This window comes from Flavobacterium sp. MMS24-S5, assembly GCF_050320125.1.
Classification (GTDB): Bacteria; Bacteroidota; Bacteroidia; order Flavobacteriales; family Flavobacteriaceae; genus Flavobacterium; species Flavobacterium tyrosinilyticum.
Window position 1 is genome coordinate 2,923,267 of the sequence record NZ_CP190016.1, and the last position, 20,711, is coordinate 2,943,977.

General features: G+C 33.7%; 20 protein-coding genes and 1 pseudogene. 9 read left to right on the forward strand and 12 right to left on the reverse strand.

The window, feature by feature from the left end; all coding sequences use genetic code 11:
- Position 1: 1 nt before the first annotated feature.
- The 8 genes from ACPWTF_RS13560 to ACPWTF_RS13595 all read left to right on the forward strand — a co-directional run bounded on the left by ACPWTF_RS13560 (position 2) and on the right by ACPWTF_RS13595 (position 10,166).
- Positions 2–1,045, forward strand: coding sequence for a Gfo/Idh/MocA family oxidoreductase (locus ACPWTF_RS13560; RefSeq protein WP_427871530.1), 1,044 nt, complete (start codon positions 2–4; stop codon positions 1,043–1,045).
- Positions 1,046–1,307: 262 nt separating this feature from the next.
- Complete coding sequence (locus ACPWTF_RS13565; protein ID WP_427871532.1) at positions 1,308–2,420, forward strand: MFS transporter; 1,113 nt, start codon at positions 1,308–1,310, stop codon at positions 2,418–2,420.
- Positions 2,421–2,742: 322 nt separating this feature from the next.
- A complete protein-coding gene (locus tag ACPWTF_RS13570; RefSeq protein WP_427871534.1) occupies positions 2,743–5,562 on the forward strand; it encodes a carboxypeptidase-like regulatory domain-containing protein in 2,820 nt (939 codons plus the stop codon).
- An 11-nt stretch (positions 5,563–5,573) separates the two neighbouring features.
- On the forward strand, positions 5,574–6,911 hold the full coding sequence (locus ACPWTF_RS13575) for a DUF5689 domain-containing protein (RefSeq protein ID WP_427871535.1): 1,338 nt from the start codon (positions 5,574–5,576) through the stop codon (positions 6,909–6,911).
- A 137-nt stretch (positions 6,912–7,048) separates the two neighbouring features.
- Positions 7,049–7,906, forward strand: coding sequence for a hypothetical protein (locus tag ACPWTF_RS13580; protein WP_427871537.1), 858 nt, complete (start codon positions 7,049–7,051; stop codon positions 7,904–7,906).
- A 166-nt stretch (positions 7,907–8,072) separates the two neighbouring features.
- Entirely contained in the window at positions 8,073–9,308 is a 1,236-nt protein-coding gene (gene hflX / locus ACPWTF_RS13585; protein WP_427871539.1) for a GTPase HflX, read from the forward strand.
- A 125-nt stretch (positions 9,309–9,433) separates the two neighbouring features.
- The gene (locus ACPWTF_RS13590; RefSeq protein WP_427871540.1) at positions 9,434–10,018 is read left to right on the forward strand and encodes a zeta toxin family protein; all 585 of its coding nucleotides are present in this window, start codon (positions 9,434–9,436) and stop codon (positions 10,016–10,018) included.
- The gene (locus ACPWTF_RS13595) at positions 10,005–10,166 is read left to right on the forward strand and encodes a hypothetical protein (protein ID WP_427871542.1); all 162 of its coding nucleotides are present in this window, start codon (positions 10,005–10,007) and stop codon (positions 10,164–10,166) included. The genes ACPWTF_RS13590 and ACPWTF_RS13595 overlap by 14 nt, the downstream gene beginning before the upstream one ends.
- Positions 10,167–10,232: 66 nt before the next feature.
- Here ACPWTF_RS13595 and ACPWTF_RS13600 read toward each other — a convergent pair.
- From ACPWTF_RS13600 to ACPWTF_RS13625, 6 genes and pseudogenes are all read right to left on the reverse strand, one after another.
- Positions 10,233–11,182, reverse strand: a pseudogene (locus tag ACPWTF_RS13600) (DUF3078 domain-containing protein).
- 78 nt (positions 11,183–11,260) lie between these two features.
- Entirely contained in the window at positions 11,261–11,770 is a 510-nt protein-coding gene (locus ACPWTF_RS13605) for a DUF2480 family protein (RefSeq protein WP_427871544.1), read from the reverse strand.
- 132 nt (positions 11,771–11,902) lie between these two features.
- Positions 11,903–12,226, reverse strand: coding sequence for an iron-sulfur cluster assembly protein (locus ACPWTF_RS13610; protein ID WP_427871546.1), 324 nt, complete (start codon positions 12,224–12,226; stop codon positions 11,903–11,905).
- A gap of 167 nt (positions 12,227–12,393) precedes the next feature.
- Positions 12,394–12,819: a SufE family protein gene (locus ACPWTF_RS13615; protein WP_427871548.1), complete on the reverse strand. Its 426-nt coding sequence runs from the start codon at positions 12,817–12,819 to the stop codon at positions 12,394–12,396.
- A 2-nt stretch (positions 12,820–12,821) separates the two neighbouring features.
- A complete protein-coding gene (locus ACPWTF_RS13620) occupies positions 12,822–13,247 on the reverse strand; it encodes a hypothetical protein (RefSeq protein WP_427871550.1) in 426 nt (141 codons plus the stop codon).
- An 11-nt stretch (positions 13,248–13,258) separates the two neighbouring features.
- Complete coding sequence (locus ACPWTF_RS13625; RefSeq protein WP_427871552.1) at positions 13,259–14,473, reverse strand: aminotransferase class V-fold PLP-dependent enzyme; 1,215 nt, start codon at positions 14,471–14,473, stop codon at positions 13,259–13,261.
- Between the two features lie 219 nt (positions 14,474–14,692).
- Between ACPWTF_RS13625 and ACPWTF_RS13630 the strand changes: the two genes are divergently transcribed.
- The gene (locus tag ACPWTF_RS13630; RefSeq protein WP_427871554.1) at positions 14,693–16,048 is read left to right on the forward strand and encodes a serine hydrolase domain-containing protein; all 1,356 of its coding nucleotides are present in this window, start codon (positions 14,693–14,695) and stop codon (positions 16,046–16,048) included.
- A gap of 99 nt (positions 16,049–16,147) precedes the next feature.
- On the opposite strand, the gene sufD is transcribed toward ACPWTF_RS13630, so the two are convergent.
- The 6 genes from sufD to sufB form a co-directional block, all read right to left on the reverse strand.
- On the reverse strand, positions 16,148–17,464 hold the full coding sequence (gene sufD, locus ACPWTF_RS13635; RefSeq protein ID WP_095929604.1) for a Fe-S cluster assembly protein SufD: 1,317 nt from the start codon (positions 17,462–17,464) through the stop codon (positions 16,148–16,150).
- A 66-nt stretch (positions 17,465–17,530) separates the two neighbouring features.
- Positions 17,531–18,277, reverse strand: coding sequence for a Fe-S cluster assembly ATPase SufC (gene sufC / locus ACPWTF_RS13640; RefSeq protein ID WP_008466070.1), 747 nt, complete (start codon positions 18,275–18,277; stop codon positions 17,531–17,533).
- An 11-nt stretch (positions 18,278–18,288) separates the two neighbouring features.
- On the reverse strand, positions 18,289–18,777 hold the full coding sequence (locus ACPWTF_RS13645) for a flavodoxin family protein (RefSeq protein WP_427871557.1): 489 nt from the start codon (positions 18,775–18,777) through the stop codon (positions 18,289–18,291).
- A gap of 6 nt (positions 18,778–18,783) precedes the next feature.
- Entirely contained in the window at positions 18,784–19,056 is a 273-nt protein-coding gene (locus ACPWTF_RS13650) for a Txe/YoeB family addiction module toxin (protein WP_427871559.1), read from the reverse strand.
- The gene (locus ACPWTF_RS13655; RefSeq protein WP_250834503.1) at positions 19,047–19,244 is read right to left on the reverse strand and encodes a DUF2683 family protein; all 198 of its coding nucleotides are present in this window, start codon (positions 19,242–19,244) and stop codon (positions 19,047–19,049) included. The genes ACPWTF_RS13650 and ACPWTF_RS13655 overlap by 10 nt, the downstream gene beginning before the upstream one ends.
- Positions 19,245–19,260: 16 nt before the next feature.
- Positions 19,261–20,709, reverse strand: a complete 1,449-nt coding sequence (gene sufB / locus ACPWTF_RS13660; RefSeq protein ID WP_427871562.1) for a Fe-S cluster assembly protein SufB — start codon at positions 20,707–20,709, stop codon at positions 19,261–19,263.
- Between the last annotated feature and the right edge of the window lie 2 nt (positions 20,710–20,711).

The window sequence follows — 20,711 nt, forward strand, 5'->3', positions numbered from 1 at the left end:
CATGCAAAAGATAAAAACAGCATTATTATCATACGGAATGTCGGGGAAAGTTTTTCACGCTCCGTTTTTAGATATTCACGAAGGATTTGAACTTTTAGGTTCTTGGGAAAGAAGCAAAAAATTAATTCAGGAAGATTATCCATACGTAAAAAGTTATGCTTCGCTAGACGAATTATTAAACGATGATGTCGATTTGGTCATTGTGAATACGCCAGTTGGAACGCATTACGAATATGCTAAAAAAGTGCTTTTGGCGGGGAAACATGCCGTTGTAGAAAAAGCATTTACCACAACGGCTGAAGAAGCAAAAGAATTGGCAAAAATCGCGAAAGAAAAAGGATTGAAATTGGCTGTTTTCCAGAACAGAAGATGGGATAGCGATTTTAAAACCGTAAAAAAAGTAATCGATGATGGTCTTTTGGGAGATTTGGTTGAGGCCGAATTTCATTTTGACAGATACAATCCATTATTGAGCCCGAAAGCGCATAAAGAAACTGCCAATGATGGGGCAGGAGTTCTAAAAGATTTAGGGCCTCATATTATAGATCAAGCAGTAAGTTTATTTGGCTGCCCAAAAGCTGTCTTTGGAGATATTCGAGTAACGAGAGAAAATTCTGTTGTAGACGACTGGATCGATTTGACATTGTTTTATTCTAATTTCAGAGTCCGCCTAAAAGCTGGATTTTTTGTGAGAGAAGCTAATCCGGCGTACACCTTACACGGAAAAAAAGGTTCTTTCTTAAAACCTCGTGGAGATGTTCAGGAAGACGAATTGAAAGTGGGTAAAAAACCAAACCTAGAGTCTTGGGGAACAGAAGATGAAAGTTTACAGGGACTTTTACACACCGAAATAGACGGTAAAATTGTGCGAGAAAAAATACCAACGCTTCAAGGCAATTATTTCAGTTTCTTCGATGGCGTTTATGATTCTATTGCAAACAATAAAACAGAACCTGTTACCGCAGACGAAGGTGTAAAAGTAATGCAGGTTATAGAAGCTGCAATTGCGAGTAATGCCCAGCAAAAGGTAATAGGCATATCATAACACATTCTGTAGGAACAAAGAAGTATAATATTTAAAAAAGGAGCATTTTCAATTTTGAGAATGCTCCTTTTTTGCTTCAATAAAAAAATCAAACCAATTATAATTCTACTAAAGCCGAAAAATTGTAATTTTAGTAATAAGAATTCAACTCAAAACCTTTGAATTTATAAACAATAACGTTGTATATTGTGTATAACCTTAGCCTTTATGCACTTTAACGAGGGTTTTTAGTATTTTTGAACCTATTCCAATAAAATTCAATATGCTGTTAAACATTAATCCATTATCGCTTTTTCAAACCAAAGCCAAAATCAAGAAAGTATTTAGAGAAGCCAAAGCTTCCTATTTAAATCGGATTCGTTTTGCTGTGGGAATGTTTTATTTCGGAATGGGTTTGAGTTTTGCCACATGGGCTAGTAGAATTCCAGATATCAAAACAGCTTTACATTTAACAGAAGGAGATTTAGGTTCTATTCTTTTTGCACTTCCGGTTGGACAGCTAATTGTTATGCCATTTTCAGGAAAAATGGTAACCAAATTCGGCAGTCATCGTATTCTAATTTTCTCTTTAATAATGTATGTTTTGTGCTTAATCAATTTAGGTTTGGCGACAACATCGTTACAATTATCTTTAGGATTATTTTTGTTTGGTGTGTTCGGAAATCTTGCCAATATTGCCGTAAATACGCAGGGGGTTTATACTGAAGTTTTGTTCAAAAAAACAATCATGTCCTCTTTTCACGGAATGTGGAGTTTTGCCGGATTTACAGGTGCATTGGTAGGTTTGGGAATGTTAGCTTTAAAATTAAGTCCGCTACATCATTTTATCATTGTAGCCGGAATTGTTTTATTGATGGTCGCTTTTAACTTTAAATTTTTGGTTAGAGCCAAAGAAAAAAAGAAACCAAAAGAAGAAGGCAAAAAGCTATTTGTAAAACCAGATACCGCGTTACTTTGGTTAGGTGTTATAGGATTCTGCAGTATGGCCAGCGAAGGCGTTATGTTCGACTGGAGCGGCGTTTACTTTAAAGATATTGTAAAAGCACCTGGAGCATTGGTGGTTTTAGGCTACACTTCTTTTATGATTATGATGGCCAGCGGAAGATTTCTTGGCGACGGACTAATCAATAAATTTGGGCGTGAACGTGTTATGCAGATCAGCGGTGTTATGATTTCAGCTGGGCTTTTTACAGCTGTTTTTCTTCCTTATATCATTCCGTGTACAATCGCCTTTATGTTTGTAGGTTTGGGCGTTGCAACGATTGTTCCTACTGTATATAGTATTGCAGGTAAAAATCCGACAGTTCCAGCGGGAGAGGCTTTAACGATTGTTTCGAGTGTAAGTTTCTTAGGGTTCTTAATGCGCTACCAGTAATTGGACATATTGCGCAAAGTTTCGGATTGCAGTTTTCTTTTGCTTTTATCGGAATTTTTGGAGTGCTGATTGCTTTTATGGTTTCTAAAATTAGAACAGAAGCGTAATAGTTTGCCTTTGTAAAATTGTCTATTATTAACTATTCTTTCATTACATTAAAATAAAATTGAAGGAATTTACTTATAATTAAATATTTTGTTTATTTTTGAATTTCAAACTTCAAGCTCTGAAGTTTGAAATTTTCTTTTTCCAAAAACCAATTTTATCTTTTGAATTAAGGATTACAATCCTAGAGTATTTTCAAAGTTAATAATAGGTTTTAATGGTAAAAAATTACGCAGTCTTCTTTATTTTTTGGTTCTTTAATTTTGCTTTTTCGCAGAAAGAAATTACGGTAACAGGAATTGTTATTGATGCCCGAACACAGAATCCGTTGGAAAGTGTAGTGGTGACAATCCAGAACACAGCCGTGATGCAGCTTACGTCAAAAACAGGGAAATTTGAACTTCATATATTTCCTAAAAAAGAACAACTACTTTTACTAAGGAGTCAAGGATACAAAGATTTTCTTTTAAAAGTAAAGTCTAATTCTGGACAGGATATTGATCTTGGAATTTTACAATTAGAAGATACTTATTCAGACGAGGTCCCGGCTGCATTGATTACGCTCTCAGATAATGATTTTTCAGATGATAACAGTTCATCAGAAATGACATCTGGACTTTTGCAATCTTCAAGAGATGCTTTTATGCAGGCATCGGCATTCAATTGGGGTCAAGCTAGATTTCGTGTTCGCGGTTTAGATAGCGAAAACGCCATCACGATGCTTAACGGAATGCCAATGAATAAAATCTACGATGGCAGACCACAATGGGGAAATTGGGGCGGATTAAACAATGTGCTCCGAAATCAGGAATTCTCAGTAGGAACAGCCGCTTCCAATTATACTTTTGGAGGTGTTTTAGGAACACAACAGATTTTTACTCGTGCTTCTTTATATAGAAAAGGAACATCACTTACGTTTTCGGGAAGCAATACCACTTATTTATGGCGGGCAATAGGAACATATGCTTCAGGAATGAATGCCTCTGGTTGGGCTTTTGTAGTTTCGGCTGGAAAACGCTGGGCAGATGAAGGGTATTTTGAAGGCACAAATTTCGATGCTGATTCTTTTTTTCTTAGTGTCGAAAAGAAATTAAACAACAGACATTCTTTCAATTTTACAGGATTTTACACGCCAAATTCTCGCGGAAAGAATTCTGCGAATACAGCTGAGGTTACTGATTTAATGGGCGAAAAATACAACTCGTATTGGGGATTTCAGAATGGTGAAAAGCGAAATGCAAGAGTAAAAAATGTAAAAGAGCCGCTCTTTATGCTGAATCATTATTTTAAAATAGATGATAAAACCAATCTGAATTCAGCCATTATGTATCAATTCGGGAAAGTTGGAAACAGTAATATCGATTACCAAAATGCTGATAGTCCAGATCCTGTTTATTATAAAAAAATGCCAAGCTATTTTAGTTCGCTTTACGCGAAAGATCAAGGCGAATTTTCAGGCGCGTTTACTCCAGATTATGAAAATGCAGAAAAAAACAAAGTGGCATTTCTGGACCAGTCACAGATAAATTGGGATGAGATGTATTTTGCCAATCAAAAAATAGGACAAAATGGTTATTCTCCTGCTCAAAGTCGTTATGTGCTTTATGAAGACCGAACAGATGATAGGACTTTGGCAGTAAACTCAAATCTGAATACACAGATAACTCCCAATATTTCTTTTGATGGCGGATTTACTTTTAAGAAATTAAAATCGCATAATTTTCAATATTTATTAGATCTTCTTGGTGGCGCTTATTTTGAAGATATTGATCCGTTTTATAAAGGAAGCCTTTCTCAGTCCGATTTACAGCATCCAAATCGTCAGGTCGGTAAGGGAGATATTTACGGATACAATTATAATTTACTGGCCAATACTTTAGATGTTTTTGCGCAGTTTAAATTTAGCTATAACAAAACAGAATTCTTCTTGGCACAATCCTATTCCATGTCAGATTACCAAAGAGAAGGGTTATATCAAAACGGATTGTATCCAACAAATTCGCTAGGTAAAAGTGAGAAAGTAAATTTTGAGAATTTCGGCTTCAAAGGAGGTTTCACCTATAAGATTTCAGGAAAACAATTGTTGTATTTTAATGCTGCACATTTTACCAGAGCGCCTTCGCTTCGAAATACGTTTTCAAATTCACGTTTAAATAACAATGTCGTTGACGGAATCGAAAGTGAAAATATCAGTAGTGCCGAGGCTAATTATGTATACCGTTCGGCAAAACTCAAATTACGCTTAACAGCATATTATTCTTTGATTAAAAACACTTCGAAAACTTCTTATTTCTATGCAGAAGGAATTTTTGACAACGGTTCGGGTTATGATTCAACCAATGCATTTGTAAGTCAGACTTTGACCAATTTGGATAAGAAAAATATTGGAGCAGAATTAAGTTTTGAATATCAGATTTGGCCAACAGTAAAAACAACTTTATCTGCAGCATTTGGGAATTACATCTACAATAGCAATCCGAATGTAATCATTGTAAACGATGCCAATAGAGCGAAAGAAGGAGCGCAAACGTCTTTTGATTTTGGACGCGCTTATTTAAAGAACTACAAACAGCCAGGAACTCCACAACAGGCCTATTCTTTTGGATTGGAATATCGTGATCCAAAGTTCTGGTGGATTGGAGGCAACATCAATTATTTGGCAGAAAGCTATATTGATGTTTCGCCAATTTCTCGTACTTCTCAATTTTATATCAATCCAGCCAATGGTTTTCCTTTTCCTGAAGCAACATCTGAAAGAGGAAATGAATTGTTAAAACAAGAAAAGTTTAATCCTGCTACGTTACTGAATTTTAGCGGAGGCAAATCTTGGCGTATTCATAAAAAATATGTGGGGCTTTTTGCCAGCATAAATAATGTTTTCGATTTAATGTATAAAACTGGTGGTTTTGAACAGGCAAGAAATGCCAATTTTAGAGCACTAAATCAGGACGCATCTAGCGGAACTCCATCTTTTGGACCAAGATATTATTATGGCTATGGCCGAACTTATTTTCTAAATCTTACAATCGGTTTATAAACCTATTCCTCATGAAAAAACTAATTTTATTTTTTGTTATATCGTTACTGTATGGTTGCAGTAACGAGGTTGAAACGCCAGAATTAAAATGTAATCAACCTAATTTTACTGTAAACAAATCGGTAGCAAAAGTATACGAGCTTTCGGGAACGACTGCTAAACAATATTTATATGATGATATCATAGAAGCTTATGTTATATCGAGTGATGAAGGCGGTAATTTTTTCAAAACGATTTCATTACAGACAAAAGAAACTGAAAATATACCTGCTATTGGTTTTAGTGCTTCAGTTGATGCCACAAATACTTACATTGATTATCGAGTGGGAAATAAAGTGTTTGTAAAACTTAAAAATCAATTTACAGATTTGTATTATGGTGGTTTAAGAATCGGAAGTTTGTATGTGAGCAATGCTGGAGACCCGACAATTGGAAGGATTTCTCAAAACGAATATAGAAATGTGCTGAATGCTTCCTGTGCAACTATAGAGGAGAATCAATTGGTGAAATCGCTTTCTATAGATGAAGCACTTTCAGATTCTAAACTAAATACTTTGATAGAATTAAATGATGTTGAATTTACAGAGGCAGCATTAGGACGCCATTATTTTGAAGAATCCAATAATGTAGGAGGTTCAACGAATTGGTATTTGAGAGATAAAACAGGAAATCAGATTATTTTTAGAACCAGCGCTTATGCAAAATTTGCAGATCATTTTGTGCCAGAAGGAAGCGGAAAAGTAAGAGGTATTCTAACAAAATTTGGAACTGATTATCAATTTATGGTCCGATATGAAAGTGATATTGTGATGAATGGAAAAAGAAATACTCCGTTTTTTTCAGAAGATTTCCAATCGGTTAAAAACAATGTCAATTTTGTGCTTCCGGGCTGGAGTAATATTGTAGAGAAAGCATCTAAATTATGGAAAAGCATGGTTTACGCCGGAAATGGTTATGCCGAATTTAATACCACAAGCACAACTGCGGCTGAGAATATAGCTTGGTTAGTTTCACCAAAAATAAATCTTACAGGGTATAAAAATGCTGTTCTCTCGTTTAGAAGTGCACAGCATGATTTGAAAGTAGATTCGCCTTTAAATACTTTAGAAGTTTATGTTTCAACCAATTTTGACGGTGCAAGTGTGACCAAAGCAAAATGGACAAAACTGGAAGCAAAAGTGCCAACGCTTTCAACGCCTGCTCGAGAATTTATAAGTTCTGGCGGAATCGATCTTTCTGCTTATTCTGGAAATATACATATTGCATTTAAATATATTGGTTCTGGAAAAGATAAAACATTAAATGGCGCTTTTATGGTAGATGACGTAAAGATATTTGGAGAGAAGTAAGAACTAATTTAGAATAATGAAAATAATCTACTGATTTTTAAAGTATTATTGAAAAGTTTGTAGTTTTTGTATTTCAAAACGTTAAAATCTAATTGAATTTTGTATTTTGGTCGTCCCAAATCAATACAAAAACAAATATGAAAACCTACTTTATTGCCATCTTAATGATGGTGTTTCCTTGCTTGATGCACAGTCAAGACGACGTTAAACTAAAGCAGATTAACATTGTAAGAACAAATTACCAAAACTCTAAAGACGGCGAAATTGTTAACAAAACAATGGTTTTTAAAGAGGGTAAGCTTCAAACCATAACCACTTCAGATGTTGTGCAGCATTTCTATTACAACAAAAATGGTTTGCTGGATATGACTGTAAAAGACAAAGTGGGAAGCGATTGGAAAGAAGTAATCAACTATACTTACAACGCTGATAACAATATTACCAAATTTGTGAAAAAATATCAGGAAGGGCCTAATTACATTACAAAAGTGGTTTCGTTTGTATACGAAGGAGCAAGGGTAAAAGTAACTACAAAAAAGAGTACCAACCATCAGAATTTAGTAGATGATATTGAATATCTTGTTGAAAACGGAATTATTGTAAGACGTACTTCACGAGATAGAAATAAAGCTATTATTGGAAAATTAGAATATGTTTATGTAAACGATAATGTATCAAGACATAAAGGATTGGTAGGAGATAAGATCTCTAAATCATATACTTATGATGATAAAAAATCGGTTGACCAGTTAATCGTTCAGAGTCTTTTTGGAGATAATTACAAAGTAATTGTTCCGATGGTTTCTTATCATGAAGAAGAATTTGAGTTTGAATCTATTTCTTATAATAACGAAATGAATTTCAGCCCATCATCTACAGCTTTAGTTGCGGTGAGCAGAAAATACAAATACAACAAATTAAATTACCCAATTTCTTGTTCTCAAATAGAAGAAAACGGAATTGTGAAAACGGAAAAAACTTTTATTTACGAATAAAGGTTTTAAACTTAGACCATTCATTTGAAAAGTGGAGCTTTAGTTGAGTTTATCTTGACGGGTTCCATTTTTTTTTGAATTATAATGTCTTAATATAAACGTAAAAACAAAATTGTATAATTGATTGTAGCTGACAAATGATTAAATTTGCACCTTATTCAAGACTATGTTAGAAAAAGAAGTTATAAATTTTGAGAGAACAGTTATCGTTGGTATTGTTACTCAGAATCAAAGTGAAGAAAAACTAAATGAATATTTAGACGAATTGGAGTTTTTAACTTTTACCGCTGGAGGTGAGGTTATTAAACGTTTTTCGCAGAAAATGGAACGCCCTAATCCGAAAACTTTTGTTGGAACAGGAAAAATTGACGACATCAATCTTTTTGTAAAAGAGAACAAAATATCTACTGTAATTTTTGATGATGAACTAACGCCATCTCAGCAAAAAAATATCTCAAGAATAATTGATTGCAAAATCTTAGACAGAACGAACTTAATTCTAGACATTTTTGCACAAAGAGCCGAAACTTCATACGCTAGAACGCAGGTAGAATTGGCGCAATGCCAATATTTACTTCCGAGACTTTCAGGTTTATGGACGCACCTTGAACGTCAAAAAGGAGGTATTGGTATGCGTGAACCTGGAGAAACAGAGATTGAAACCGATAGGCGTATTGTGCGTGACCGAATTTCGTTATTGAAAGATAAAATCAAAACGATCGACAAGCAAATGAGTATTCAGCGCAGTAATCGCGGTGCAATGGTTCGTGTTGCTTTGGTTGGATATACCAATGTTGGGAAATCGACTTTGATGAATGCAATTGGTAAAAGCGATGTTTTTGTAGAGAATAAATTGTTTGCAACTTTAGATACAACAGTTAGAAAAGTGGTGATTAAAAACCTTCCTTTTTTACTTTCTGATACGGTTGGATTTATTCGAAAACTGCCAACACAATTGGTAGATTCGTTTAAAAGTACTCTAGATGAGGTTCGTGAAGCCGATTTATTGCTGCATGTAGTAGATATTTCGCATCCAGATTTTGAAGATCATATTGAGTCTGTAAACAAGACTTTGCAAGAGATCAAAAGCAACGACAAACCAACAATTATGGTTTTTAATAAAATCGATGCTTATAAACATTTAACTATCGAGGAAGATGATTTGATAACAGAAAGAACCAGAAAACACTGGACACTTGACGAGTGGAAACAAACTTGGATGAGTAATGTTGGTCACAATAAAGCGTTATTTATTTCTGCAAGAAATAAAGAGAATTTCGAAGAATTCAGAGAAACGGTTTATGAAGCTGTTCGCCAAATTCATATTACACGTTTTCCTTATAACAATTTCTTATATCCAGATTATAAGGATGCAGTTGAAAAAGAAGATGAAGAAGAATAAAAATATAAACGACTTTTGATTTCTCAAAAGTCGTTTTTTTAGTTCTATTATGAGAGGTTTTAAACTTTACTAAATATATGTCAAATAACATTTAATGAAGATTGATATTTTATATCTTTGTTATAATGAGTAAGAATTTATATATAATTTCAGGCTGTAATGGTGCAGGTAAAACTACTGCTTCTTTTACTATATTGCCTGAAGTTTTAGATTGTAGAGAATTTGTAAATGCAGATGAGATTGCAAAAGGTCTATCTCCGTTTCAGCCTGAAAAAGTAGCTTTTGAGGCAGGAAGGATAATGCTTCACAGAATAAATGATCTCTTAGAAAGTGGACAAGTATTTGCTTTTGAGACTACACTTGCAACTAAAAGTTATAAATCTAAAATTACTTTAGCCCAGGAAAAAGGTTATAAAGTCATTCTTTTGTTTTTTTGGTTGCAAGATGTTGAGTTAGCAATTGAAAGGGTAAAAACTAGAGTTACTGAAGGTGGACATAATATAGAAACAGATGTTATTAAGAGAAGATACATTAATGGAATATTAAACTTATTTAATATATATATCCCAATAGCTGATGAAGTCATGATCTTTGATAATTCATTTGGAAAACCGGAATTATTGGCAGAAAAAATACTCGAAAGCGATATTGATATAATAAATGAAATTAAGTACGATAAACTAAAAAGAATTTATAATGAAAATATATAAAAGATCTGCAACTCAAAGTAAAATTTTAGATGCGATGGATTTAGTTTATGATAAATTAATTGAATTCAAAAAGAAATCAAAAACGGAATTAGTTATTATGAAGGACGATAAAATCGTCCGAATAAAACCTGAATCATTTAATAAGTAAGAATATAAAAAAACGGCTTTTGAATAATCAAAGCCGTTTTTTTATATGTTTGTAAAAACGGATTTATTAAAATCCAAAATTAACGCCTAAACCAAATACTTGTCTGGTTTGAAGCCCTCTGAAGGCATTGTCATCATATATTGCTTGAAAAGCAAAATTTGCAGATAAGAATTTGTTAATTTTCATAATGATATTCAAAGAATAATTGATATCTACATTTTGAGGATCTTCTAAATAATTAGAATATAAATTAAGTGCGTTTTCTGCCGTTACATTCGTCATAATGGCTAATTTGTAATAAACTGATGCATAAAAACCCAGTTCATAGCGCATGGTTTTGCCTTCATCTACGCCAAAATAATCTCCATCTACATAAGGCAGACCAGTAAACCTATCTATGCCGCTTGTATAAGCGTTGTCTACAAAAGTGAATTTTGAAGTCAGTGGTGCGAAGTTAATTTTCAGATTTTCATCTTTAGACCAATAAATACCGGTTCAGTGGTAAGATATCCTGGCGACATAAACTTCGTCTGTTCAGTTCTGATCTCTTTACCGTTGGCATCCTGCCCATAAATATAACCTGTCGTAAATTGAGTTCTGAAGTTTAAGAAATAAGAGTAATACCATTCACCAAAGGCTCTTTTACCAAGAATGGAGTTAAATTCTAAACGGTCATCCGTTTTTTTTCCGAAATCAGTATTTTTAGTTTGTAAAAGACCGTATGAAGCTAGTATTTTGTTATCCCAGGTTACATCTTCTTTTTTGTAATTGAAGTCGTAATTGATTCCGAGTGTTCCCGAAAAGCTGTCTTCACCTCCCGCAATCCAGTTATTGAAGCTGGACTGATTTAATAAAAGAGATACGGTTCCTTTTGCTTTCCAGCCTTCTTTTTCAATTGTATCATTGATTTTTTTTACGGCTTTTTCGGTGTTTTGGGCTAGTTCTTTTTCAGTGTTTTGGGCTTGAACAAAAGTAAGATTTGCTAAAACGAAGAGCAATGATAGAATCTTTCTCATGGTTTTTAGTTTAGAGTGTATTATCAAATATACTAAAAACCAATGGAAAGTTAAGTGATGTTATCCTGTTATTGCAGGTTATTTCTTAGATTCTTTGTATAAAGGCACTGCAGAGCATGCTTCGCCGTACATAATGCTTCTGGCAAATGGCTGCAGATAAGTTGTTGCCAAAATGTAAGCCCTCATAGGAACGGGTTTTCTAGAGCAACCTTTTACAATTACAGGTTTGCCTTTGTATGCAGAGTAATCAATTGTACTTAGAATTTCTTCGTAAAGACTTGCGTCAAGATCTTCAATTGATCCGTTAACGACTTTTTTTGCGAAAGGCGCTAAATGAACACTTACTAAAATTAATGCCCAAGCAGGAATTATAGCGTCTGTACTGCAATGCACAGCCACATATTGATCTTGATATTGCGACCAATCGTGGTTTTTAAGATGTTCTCTAAAGTCTTTTTCTTTCAATAAAAATCCTTCCAAAAGCCATTGCGAAATGTCAATCTGCACACGCATTCCTTTTGGATAATAATCCTCCAAATCAAAAACTTCTAAAGCACTATTGGCAACTTTATTGATAATTTCTTCCATTTTTTTTAGTTTTCAGTCACAGTCTCAGTCACAGTGAGAACTGTGATTGAGATTATAAACTGTATACATTTTAAGTGTTTTTTTAGCCAAAGTTAATACTGAAAACTGCGACTGAACACTGAACACTTTTTTTTAAAGCATTCCTAATTCTAATTTCGCTTCTTCGCTCATTAAATCTTTGCTCCAAGGCGGATCAAAAGTAATTTCAACGTCAACATCTTTAATGTTTTCGATTGTTTTCACTTTTTCTTCTACTTCCCTTGGTAAACTTTCAGCAACTGGGCAGTTTGGAGAAGTAAGCGTCATAAGGATTTTTACTTCGTAATCTGTATTTACCATTACATCGTAAATTAATCCTAATTCGTAAATATCTACAGGAATCTCAGGATTGTAAATGCCTTTTAAAACTCTTACAATTGATTCTCCTAATTCGTTTGTGTCTATTTCTTGTTCCATTGTTTTTGTTTTTGAACACTAAGTGTTTTATGTTTTTACCATTAAGATATTAAGAAAATTAAGTTTTGCTTTGTGTCAAAATAGCAAGCTTAATTTACTTTTTACTATTAAGGAAATTAAGCATATCATCTTTACGAAGCTTAATTTCTTAATGGTTTAATTAAAATTTAATTTTTGTTTTTTGCATCAAAAGCCAAAGCGTACATTTTGATGTTTTTTATCATCGAAACCAAACCGTTGGCACGAGTTGCAGATAAATGTTCTTTTAGTCCAATTTCGTCGATAAAATCAGTATCAGCTTCTAGGATATCTTTTGGTTTTTGATTGGAAAAAGCACGAATTAAAATTGCGATTATTCCTTTTGTCAAAATAGCATCGCTATCTGCTGTAAAGACAATCTTATCATCGTTTTGTTCACCTTGCAACCAAACTTTTGACTGACAGCCTTTAATTAAATTATCATCGGTTTTGTATTCTTCTTTTATTAATGGAAGACTTTTTCCTAGTTCGATGATGTATTCATAACGTTGCATCCAGTCATCAAACATTGAAAACTCATCTATTATTTCGTCTTGTATTTCTTTTATTGTCATAATTATTCTTTAGAAAAGTCAACTAATAAATTAACTAGTTTTTCGATTTCTTTTGGAGGAAAACCGTTATCAAAACCTGGAGTTTCATACGTTTTTCCGTCTTTTACTATTTTTAAATTTCCTATTGCAGCACCGTCGTAAGTACGTTTGTCTGTTGGTGCTTTTAAAGTAGAAAGTCCTTCTAAATTTACTTTTGAAAACGCATCAACAATTTTATTCCATTTTGCATCATCAATATTGCTTCTAACGGCTTCAGCATTACGTTCCTTAATAACCGAAACAGTTTTGTCTTGTACTGTTATCACTTTAAAATAACCTCTAGAATGAGCGGAGTATTCAATTTGTGTCGATTTCATATCGGTCTTTTTTTGACTGCAACATCCAGTTGCAATAAAAAGAGTTAAAAGCAATAGTGATAATATTCTCATATGTTTCTTTTTTAGCTTAACATGGTTTGTGCTTTTTTCACAGCATCAACCATTGCATCAATTTCTTCTTTTGTGTTGTAAAAAGAGAAAGAAGCACGAATTGTTCCTGGAATACAGAAGAAATTCATGATCGGTTGCGCACAATGATGCCCTGTTCTAACGGCAATTCCTAATTTATCTATAATAGAACCAACATCATACGGGTGAATTCCATCAATGTTAAATGAAACTACAGAAGCTTTATTTTTGGTGTTTCCATAAATTCGGATACCTTCAATTTCGTTAAGACGTTTTGTAGCATGTTCTAATAATTCATTTTCATATTCATGAATTTTATCAAAACCGATCTCGTTTAAATAATCAATTGCAGTTCCTAAAACAATTCCGCCAGCAATATTTGGCGTTCCTGCTTCAAATTTATGAGGAAGATCAGCGTAGGTTGTTTTCTCGAAAGTAACTTCTTTGATCATTTCACCACCGCCTTGGTAAGGAGGAAGTTTGTTCAGCCATTCTTCTTTACCGTAAAGAATTCCTGTTCCAGTTGGTCCGCACATTTTATGCCCTGAAAAAGCATAAAAATCACAATCTAATTCTTGAACATTTGGTTTTAAATGTGAAACTGCTTGAGCACCGTCAATTAAAACTGCAGCACCAACTGCGTGAGCTTTATCGATAATATATTTGATCGGATTAATTACACCCAATGCATTTGAAATATGATTTACGGTAACAATTTTTGTTTTGTCTGAAAGCAATTTGTCAAATTCCTCAATGATTAATTCTCCATTGTCATTGATTGGGATAACTTTTAAAATTGCTCCAGTTTTCTCGCATAACATTTGCCAAGGCACAATATTACTGTGATGTTCTAATGAAGAAACAACAACTTCGTCACCAGGTTTTAAAATGGAAGCAAAACCATTTGAAACCAAATTAATTCCGTGTGTTGTTCCCGAAGTAAAAAGAACTTCGTGGGCGTGTTTTGCGTTGATATGGTCTTTTACTTTTCCGCGAGCAACCTCGTAAGCATCAGTTGCTAACTGGCTTAAAGTGTGAACGCCACGGTGAATGTTGGCATTAATTTCTTGATAATATTTTACTTCTGCATCAATTACAACTTGTGGTTTTTGAGAAGTAGCTCCGTTGTCGAAATATACTAATGGCTTTCCGTTTACAGTTTGAGAAAGTATCGGGAAATCAGCTCTTATTTTTTGAATATCTAGCATGTCTTATTTAGAAAAAATCTATTTACAAAAGTACTAAAACTAAATTTGTTTATACAGTAATTCTATAATTTCCTTTTATGGTACCATTGATTTAGGGCGTAAATGCTGATTCCGTAAAAATCAAATCAGTTTTCTGAATTATCTGAAACGGTTTTCTAATTTGATGCTTAAAATATTGAACATAAATTATTTATATTGCAGTAAAAATATCTAATCATCATGAAAAAATTTCTCAAAGTACTTTTGCTTGCAGTGGTTCTTGCTTTTTTGTATTTCGGATTTACAACTTATCCAAAGCTTGATTTGATTTCAGGCTTCTCGGCTAAAAGTGTCGCATCTGGACATTTTATAGATAATCGTCCGTTGGATTTAATTGAAAAAACCGACAATGATATCGATATGATTGATTTAGCGAAAAATTCAATTGATGAAGCTGGGAAATTTGCCACTTCAAATGTTTATGGTTTAAAGGAAAGAAAAGCAATTTATCGTGAAGGTTTAGGTGCAGTTTTGATTAATGATAATTTTGATGTTTCAAAACCATATCTGCTTCCAAAGAGAACGAAATTAGAAAACAATCTTCCTTTTCCATACGGAAATAATGAGCCAAAAGACACTGCATTTTCTGATGTAGATTATTCGAAATTGAAAAAAGCTGTCGATAATGCTTTTGACAAAACAGGTGGAAAAATCAAAAGAACTCGGGCTGTTGTGGTTTTGTATAAAGATAAGTTGATTGCCGAAAAATACGATACAGGTTTTAATAAAGACAGTAAAATTTTAGGCTGGTCAATGACAAAAAGCATTACGAGTTCGGCTTTTGGCGTTTTGGCTAAACAAGGAAAAATCGATATTTACAAACCTGCTCCAGTTACAGAATGGAAAAATGATGAGCGTAAAAACATCACACTTAATGATTTGCTTCACATGAATTCTGGTTTAGAATGGGAAGAAAATTACAGTACAATCTGTGATGCTACAAAAATGCTTTTTCAGGCCGAAGATATGGGAAAAGTACAATTGGATAAACCAGCACAATTTAAACCCAATACACATTGGAATTATTCGTCTGGAACAACCAATTTATTATCTCTGATTTTAAGAAGACAATTTAAAACACAGCAAGAATATCTTGATTTTTGGTACAGCGCCGTAATTGATAAAATCGGAATGAACTCGATGATTGTCGAACAAGATATGTCAGGAACTTTCGTAGGTTCATCTTACGGATGGGCAACGCCAAGAGATTGGTCAAAATTTGGATTATTATATCTTCACAAAGGAAACTGGAACGGTGAACAAATTTTAGACGAAAGCTGGGTAAAATATACTGCAACTCCAACCAATACTTCAGAAGGAAAATACGGAGCACAATTTTGGTTAAACGCTGGAGGGAAATTCCCAGATGTTCCTCGTGATATGTTTTATTGTAGCGGATATCAAGGGCAAATGGTAGCGATTATTCCGTCTTTGGATATGGTAATTGTGAGAATGGGAGTAAGAGAAGGTGATAAAAGTTTTGACTTTAATGGGTTTTTGAAAGATATAATTTCTTCAGTAAAAAATAAGATTTAACCGCAAAGAGCGCAAGGGTAAAAGCGCAAAGTTCGCAAAGTTTTGTAATAAACCTTTGCGAACTTTGCGTAACCTTTGTGTCTTTGCGGTAAAACCCGACTACAAATCAAATCCTAAATTCACGCCTAATTTCATGGCAATGATTTTAGTAATTCTTTGTTTTAATTCTGGTATTTTAATGCTTTCGATAACGGCATTTGAGAATGCGTACATCAATAAAGCTTTAGCTTCTTTTTTCGGAATTCCACGTGATTGCATGTAGAACATTGCTGTTTCATCAAGCTGTCCAACAGTACATCCGTGAGAACATTTTACATCATCTGCGAAAATCTCTAATTGCGGTTTTGCGTTGATAGTAGCTTTATCACTCAATAAAATATTGTTGCTTTTTTGGAAAGCATTTGTTTTTTGAGCTTCTTTTTCTACCAAAACTTTTCCGTTGAAAACTCCAGTCGAACGATCAGAGAAAATTCCTTTATAATCTTGGAAACTTTCGCAGTTTGGCTGCGCGTGGTTTACCAAAGTATAATGATCAACGTGTTGTTTGTCATTTAAGATTGAAATTCCGTTTAACGTACTTGTCAATCTTTCACCAAAGTGATAAAAGTTTAAGTTGTTACGAGTTAGATTTCCACCAAATGAGAAAGTGTGTACATAAGCATGACTTTCTTGCTGTTGTGAAACATAAGTATTGTCAATTAAATTCGCTTCGCTGTTGTCGTTTTGAATTTTGTAATAATCAACAATTGCACGTTTTTGAGCAAAAATCTCCGTAACAGAGTTTGTTAAAACTGGATTTTCGTTCAAACTTTGGTGACGCTCAATAATCTGAACATGTGAATTTTCGCCCACAATAACCAAATTTCTTGGCTGAACCATTAAAGCGGCTTCGTTTCCAGTTGAGAAATACATAATCTCAATTGGTTTATCGGCTACTTTTTTCTTCGGAATATTGATAAATGCACCTTCAATTGCAAAAGCAGTATTCAATGAAGTCAAGCTGTCGTCTTTACTTGCAATTTGATTGAAGTACGTATCAATAACCATTTTATATTTTGGTTTAGTCAATGCCGATGACATCAAACAAACATCGATTCCGTCATGCGTTGTAGAAGACAAATGCGAACTGAAAACACCATCGATAAATACTAATTTGTAAGTATCAATTTCGTGTAAAAAGTATTTTTTTACTTGATTGAATTCGATTGCATTTTCTTGCTTTGGAAAAACCGTAAAGTCATTTTTTAAGATGGCATTTAGCGATGTATATTTCCAAGCTTCTTCTTTTTTGGTTGGGAAACCTTTATTTTCGAAGTTTTTTAAAGCATTTGTGCGTATGTCATGTAAATCTGAATGTACATCGACACGCTCTTCAAAAGCCATAAAAGACGATACTAATTTTTCTTTTAAATCCATTTCTTTAGTTGTAAGTTATGAGTTATGAGTTATGAGTTTTTGCAAACTGTAAACTGTAACTGTAAACTAGTTTTCTGCTTTAATCCAATCGTATCCTTTTTCCTCAAGCTCATAAGCCAATTCTTTTCCTCCAGATTTTACGATTCTTCCGTTGTAAAGAACGTGAACGAAATCAGGAACGATATAATCTAACAAACGTTGGTAGTGCGTGATAACAATAATAGCGTTTTTGTCGCTTTTTAATTTGTTTACACCATTAGCCACAATTCTTAAAGCATCGATATCAAGACCAGAATCGGTTTCGTCAAGGATAGCTAATTTAGGCTCTAACATTGCCATTTGGAAGATTTCGTTTCTTTTTTTCTCTCCTCCAGAAAAACCTTCATTAAGAGAACGAGAAAGAAATTTACGATCGATTTCTAACAATTCAGATTTCTCACGAATTACTTTCAGCATTTCGTTTGCTGGCATTTCTTCCTGACCGTTTGCTTTACGAGTTTCGTTGATAGCAGTTTTCATGAAGTTAGTAACGCTAACTCCAGGAATTTCTACAGGATATTGAAAAGAAAGAAAAACACCTTTATGTGCTCTTTCTTCAGGAGCTAAATCAGCAAGATCTTCTCCGTCGAGGATAACCTCTCCATCTGTAACTTCATAATTTTCGTTTCCTGCAATAACAGCAGAAAGTGTACTTTTCCCAGAACCGTTTGGTCCCATTATCGCGTGAACTTCTCCAGCTTTAACTTCTATATTAATTCCTTTAAGAATTTCTTTATCACCAATCGCGGCGTGAAGGTTTTTTATTGATAACATTGTTTTTTATTTTATATAAATGTCAATTCTATTTTTGTTTGTTGGTTTAGGATGTTGGCATTAAAATGCGCATGTCCTAAATATTCCATGCCTAAATAATCGGCAGATTTTTGAAATGGAATGTAAAAACTTTCGTCAGTTTCATCATCGTGAGAATTGGATATCACTCCGATTTTCTTCCCTCTAAGTTTTCTTCCGGTTTCTTTCTCAATTCGGATTAAATCTGAAATCCTGTCGAAAAAGACCTTCATAATTCCGCTCATATTGTACCAATAAATGGGCGTTGCAAAAATTAAGGTGTCGTATTTTTCGATAATTCCTCTTATAAGAGGCAAAAAATCATCGTCTATATTTTTGCTTTCGTAATCGTAATATGAAATATTATAATCACTCAAATTAACTACATCAATGTTATGTTCTTTCGAAAGTTCATCCACAATTTTTGTTGTGTTTCCGTTTTTTCTAGAAGAACCTAAAATGATGACGTTTTTGTTTTCCATTAATACTTATTCGTAATGTCCTTTCAGTGAAAGAATATTTAGTATTTCTATATTGTTTTCTTCGGTTATTCTGTAAATAATTCTATGCTCTTTATCAATTCTTCTAGACCATCTTCCAGATAATTCATATTTTAATTGTTCTGGTTTTCCAAGCCCTTCATAAGGATGAAGTAAAATATCTTCAATTAAACTTGTGATTTTTTTCATTATTGATTTGTTTCCGGACTTTTTCCAAAAAAGAATGTCTTTTTGTGCCTTTTCAGAATAAATTACTTCCACAAATCCTCAACTTTTATTTTAATTCCTTTTCCTTCTTCAATACTTTTTTCAGCGTCAATAATCTCTTTTACAAATTCTGGATTATATGGCTTTTCATTATCTTCAACAATTTCAAAACCAAGAGATTTTGCCAGTGATTGAAAAACTGGAAAATCTTTTTTCTTTACATTTTTTAAGATGATGTCCATAATTACTTGCTTTTGATTATCCTACAAATCCTTCTAAAGAAATCTCTAATAATTTTTGAGCTTCAACGGCAAATTCCATTGGAAGTTTGTTCAAGACATCTTTACTGAAACCGTTTACAATTAAGGCAATGGCTTTTTCAGTTGGAATACCTCTTTGGTTACAGTAAAATACCTGGTCTTCTCCAATTTTACTTGTAGTTGCTTCGTGCTCGATTTTTGCTGATGGATTTTTACTTTCGATATAAGGGAAAGTATGTGCACCGCAATTGTTACCCATTAACAATGAGTCACATTGAGAAAAGTTTCTTGCGTTCTCTGCTCTTGGAGAGATTTGCACTAAACCACGGTAGCTATTTTGTGATTTTCCAGCCGAGATACCTTTAGAAATAATAGTCGATTTAGTGTTTTTTCCTAAATGGATCATTTTTGTTCCAGTATCAGCTTGTTGGTAATTATTGGTAACGGCGATCGAATAAAATTCTCCTACCGAATTATCTCCTTTTAATACACAAGAAGGATATTTCCAAGTTACAGCAGAACCAGTTTCAACCTGTGTCCAAGAAATTTTAGCGTTTGTTTCGCATAAACCTCTTTTAGTCACGAAGTTGTAAACTCCACCTTTTCCTTCTTTGTTTCCAGGGAACCAGTTTTGAACAGTAGAATATTTAATTTCAGCATCATCCAAAGCGATTAATTCAACAACAGCAGCGTGTAATTGATTTTCATCACGGCTTGGAGCGGTACATCCTTCAAGGTAAGAAACATAACTTCCTTCATCGGCAATAACTAGAGTTCTTTCGAATTGTCCAGTTCCTGCTTGGTTGATTCTGAAATAAGTTGAAAGTTCCATTGGACATTTTACGCCTTTTGGAATATAACAGAAACTTCCGTCAGAGAAAACAGCTGAGTTTAATGCTGCGTAGAAGTTGTCTTTTTGAGGTACCACAGTTCCTAAATATTTTTTTACTAATTCAGGATGTTCTTTAATAGCTTCAGAAATCGGACAGAAAATAATTCCTTTTTCGGCCAATGTTTTCTTGAAAGTTGTTGCTACAGAAACAGAATCGACAACAATATCCATAGCGACATTGTTCATTATTTTTTGTTCATCAACAGAAATTCCCAATTTTTTGTACATCTCTAATAATTCTGGATCAACATCATCCAAAGTTTTGTTAGGATCTACTTGTTTTGGAGCTGAATAATATGAAATGGCCTGAAAGTCTGGTTTTTCGTAATGTACGTTTGCCCATTCTGGCTCGATCATTTCTTTCCAAGCACGGAAAGCCTCGATGCGCCATTCGGTCATCCATTCAGGTTCTTCTTTTTTAAGAGAAATAGCTCTTACAATTTCTTCGTTTAAGCCAATAGGGAAAGTCTCAGATTCTATATTAGTATAAAATCCGTACTCGTATTCTTTAGTTTCCAGTTCGATCTTTAAATCGTCTTCGGTGTATTTGCTCATTA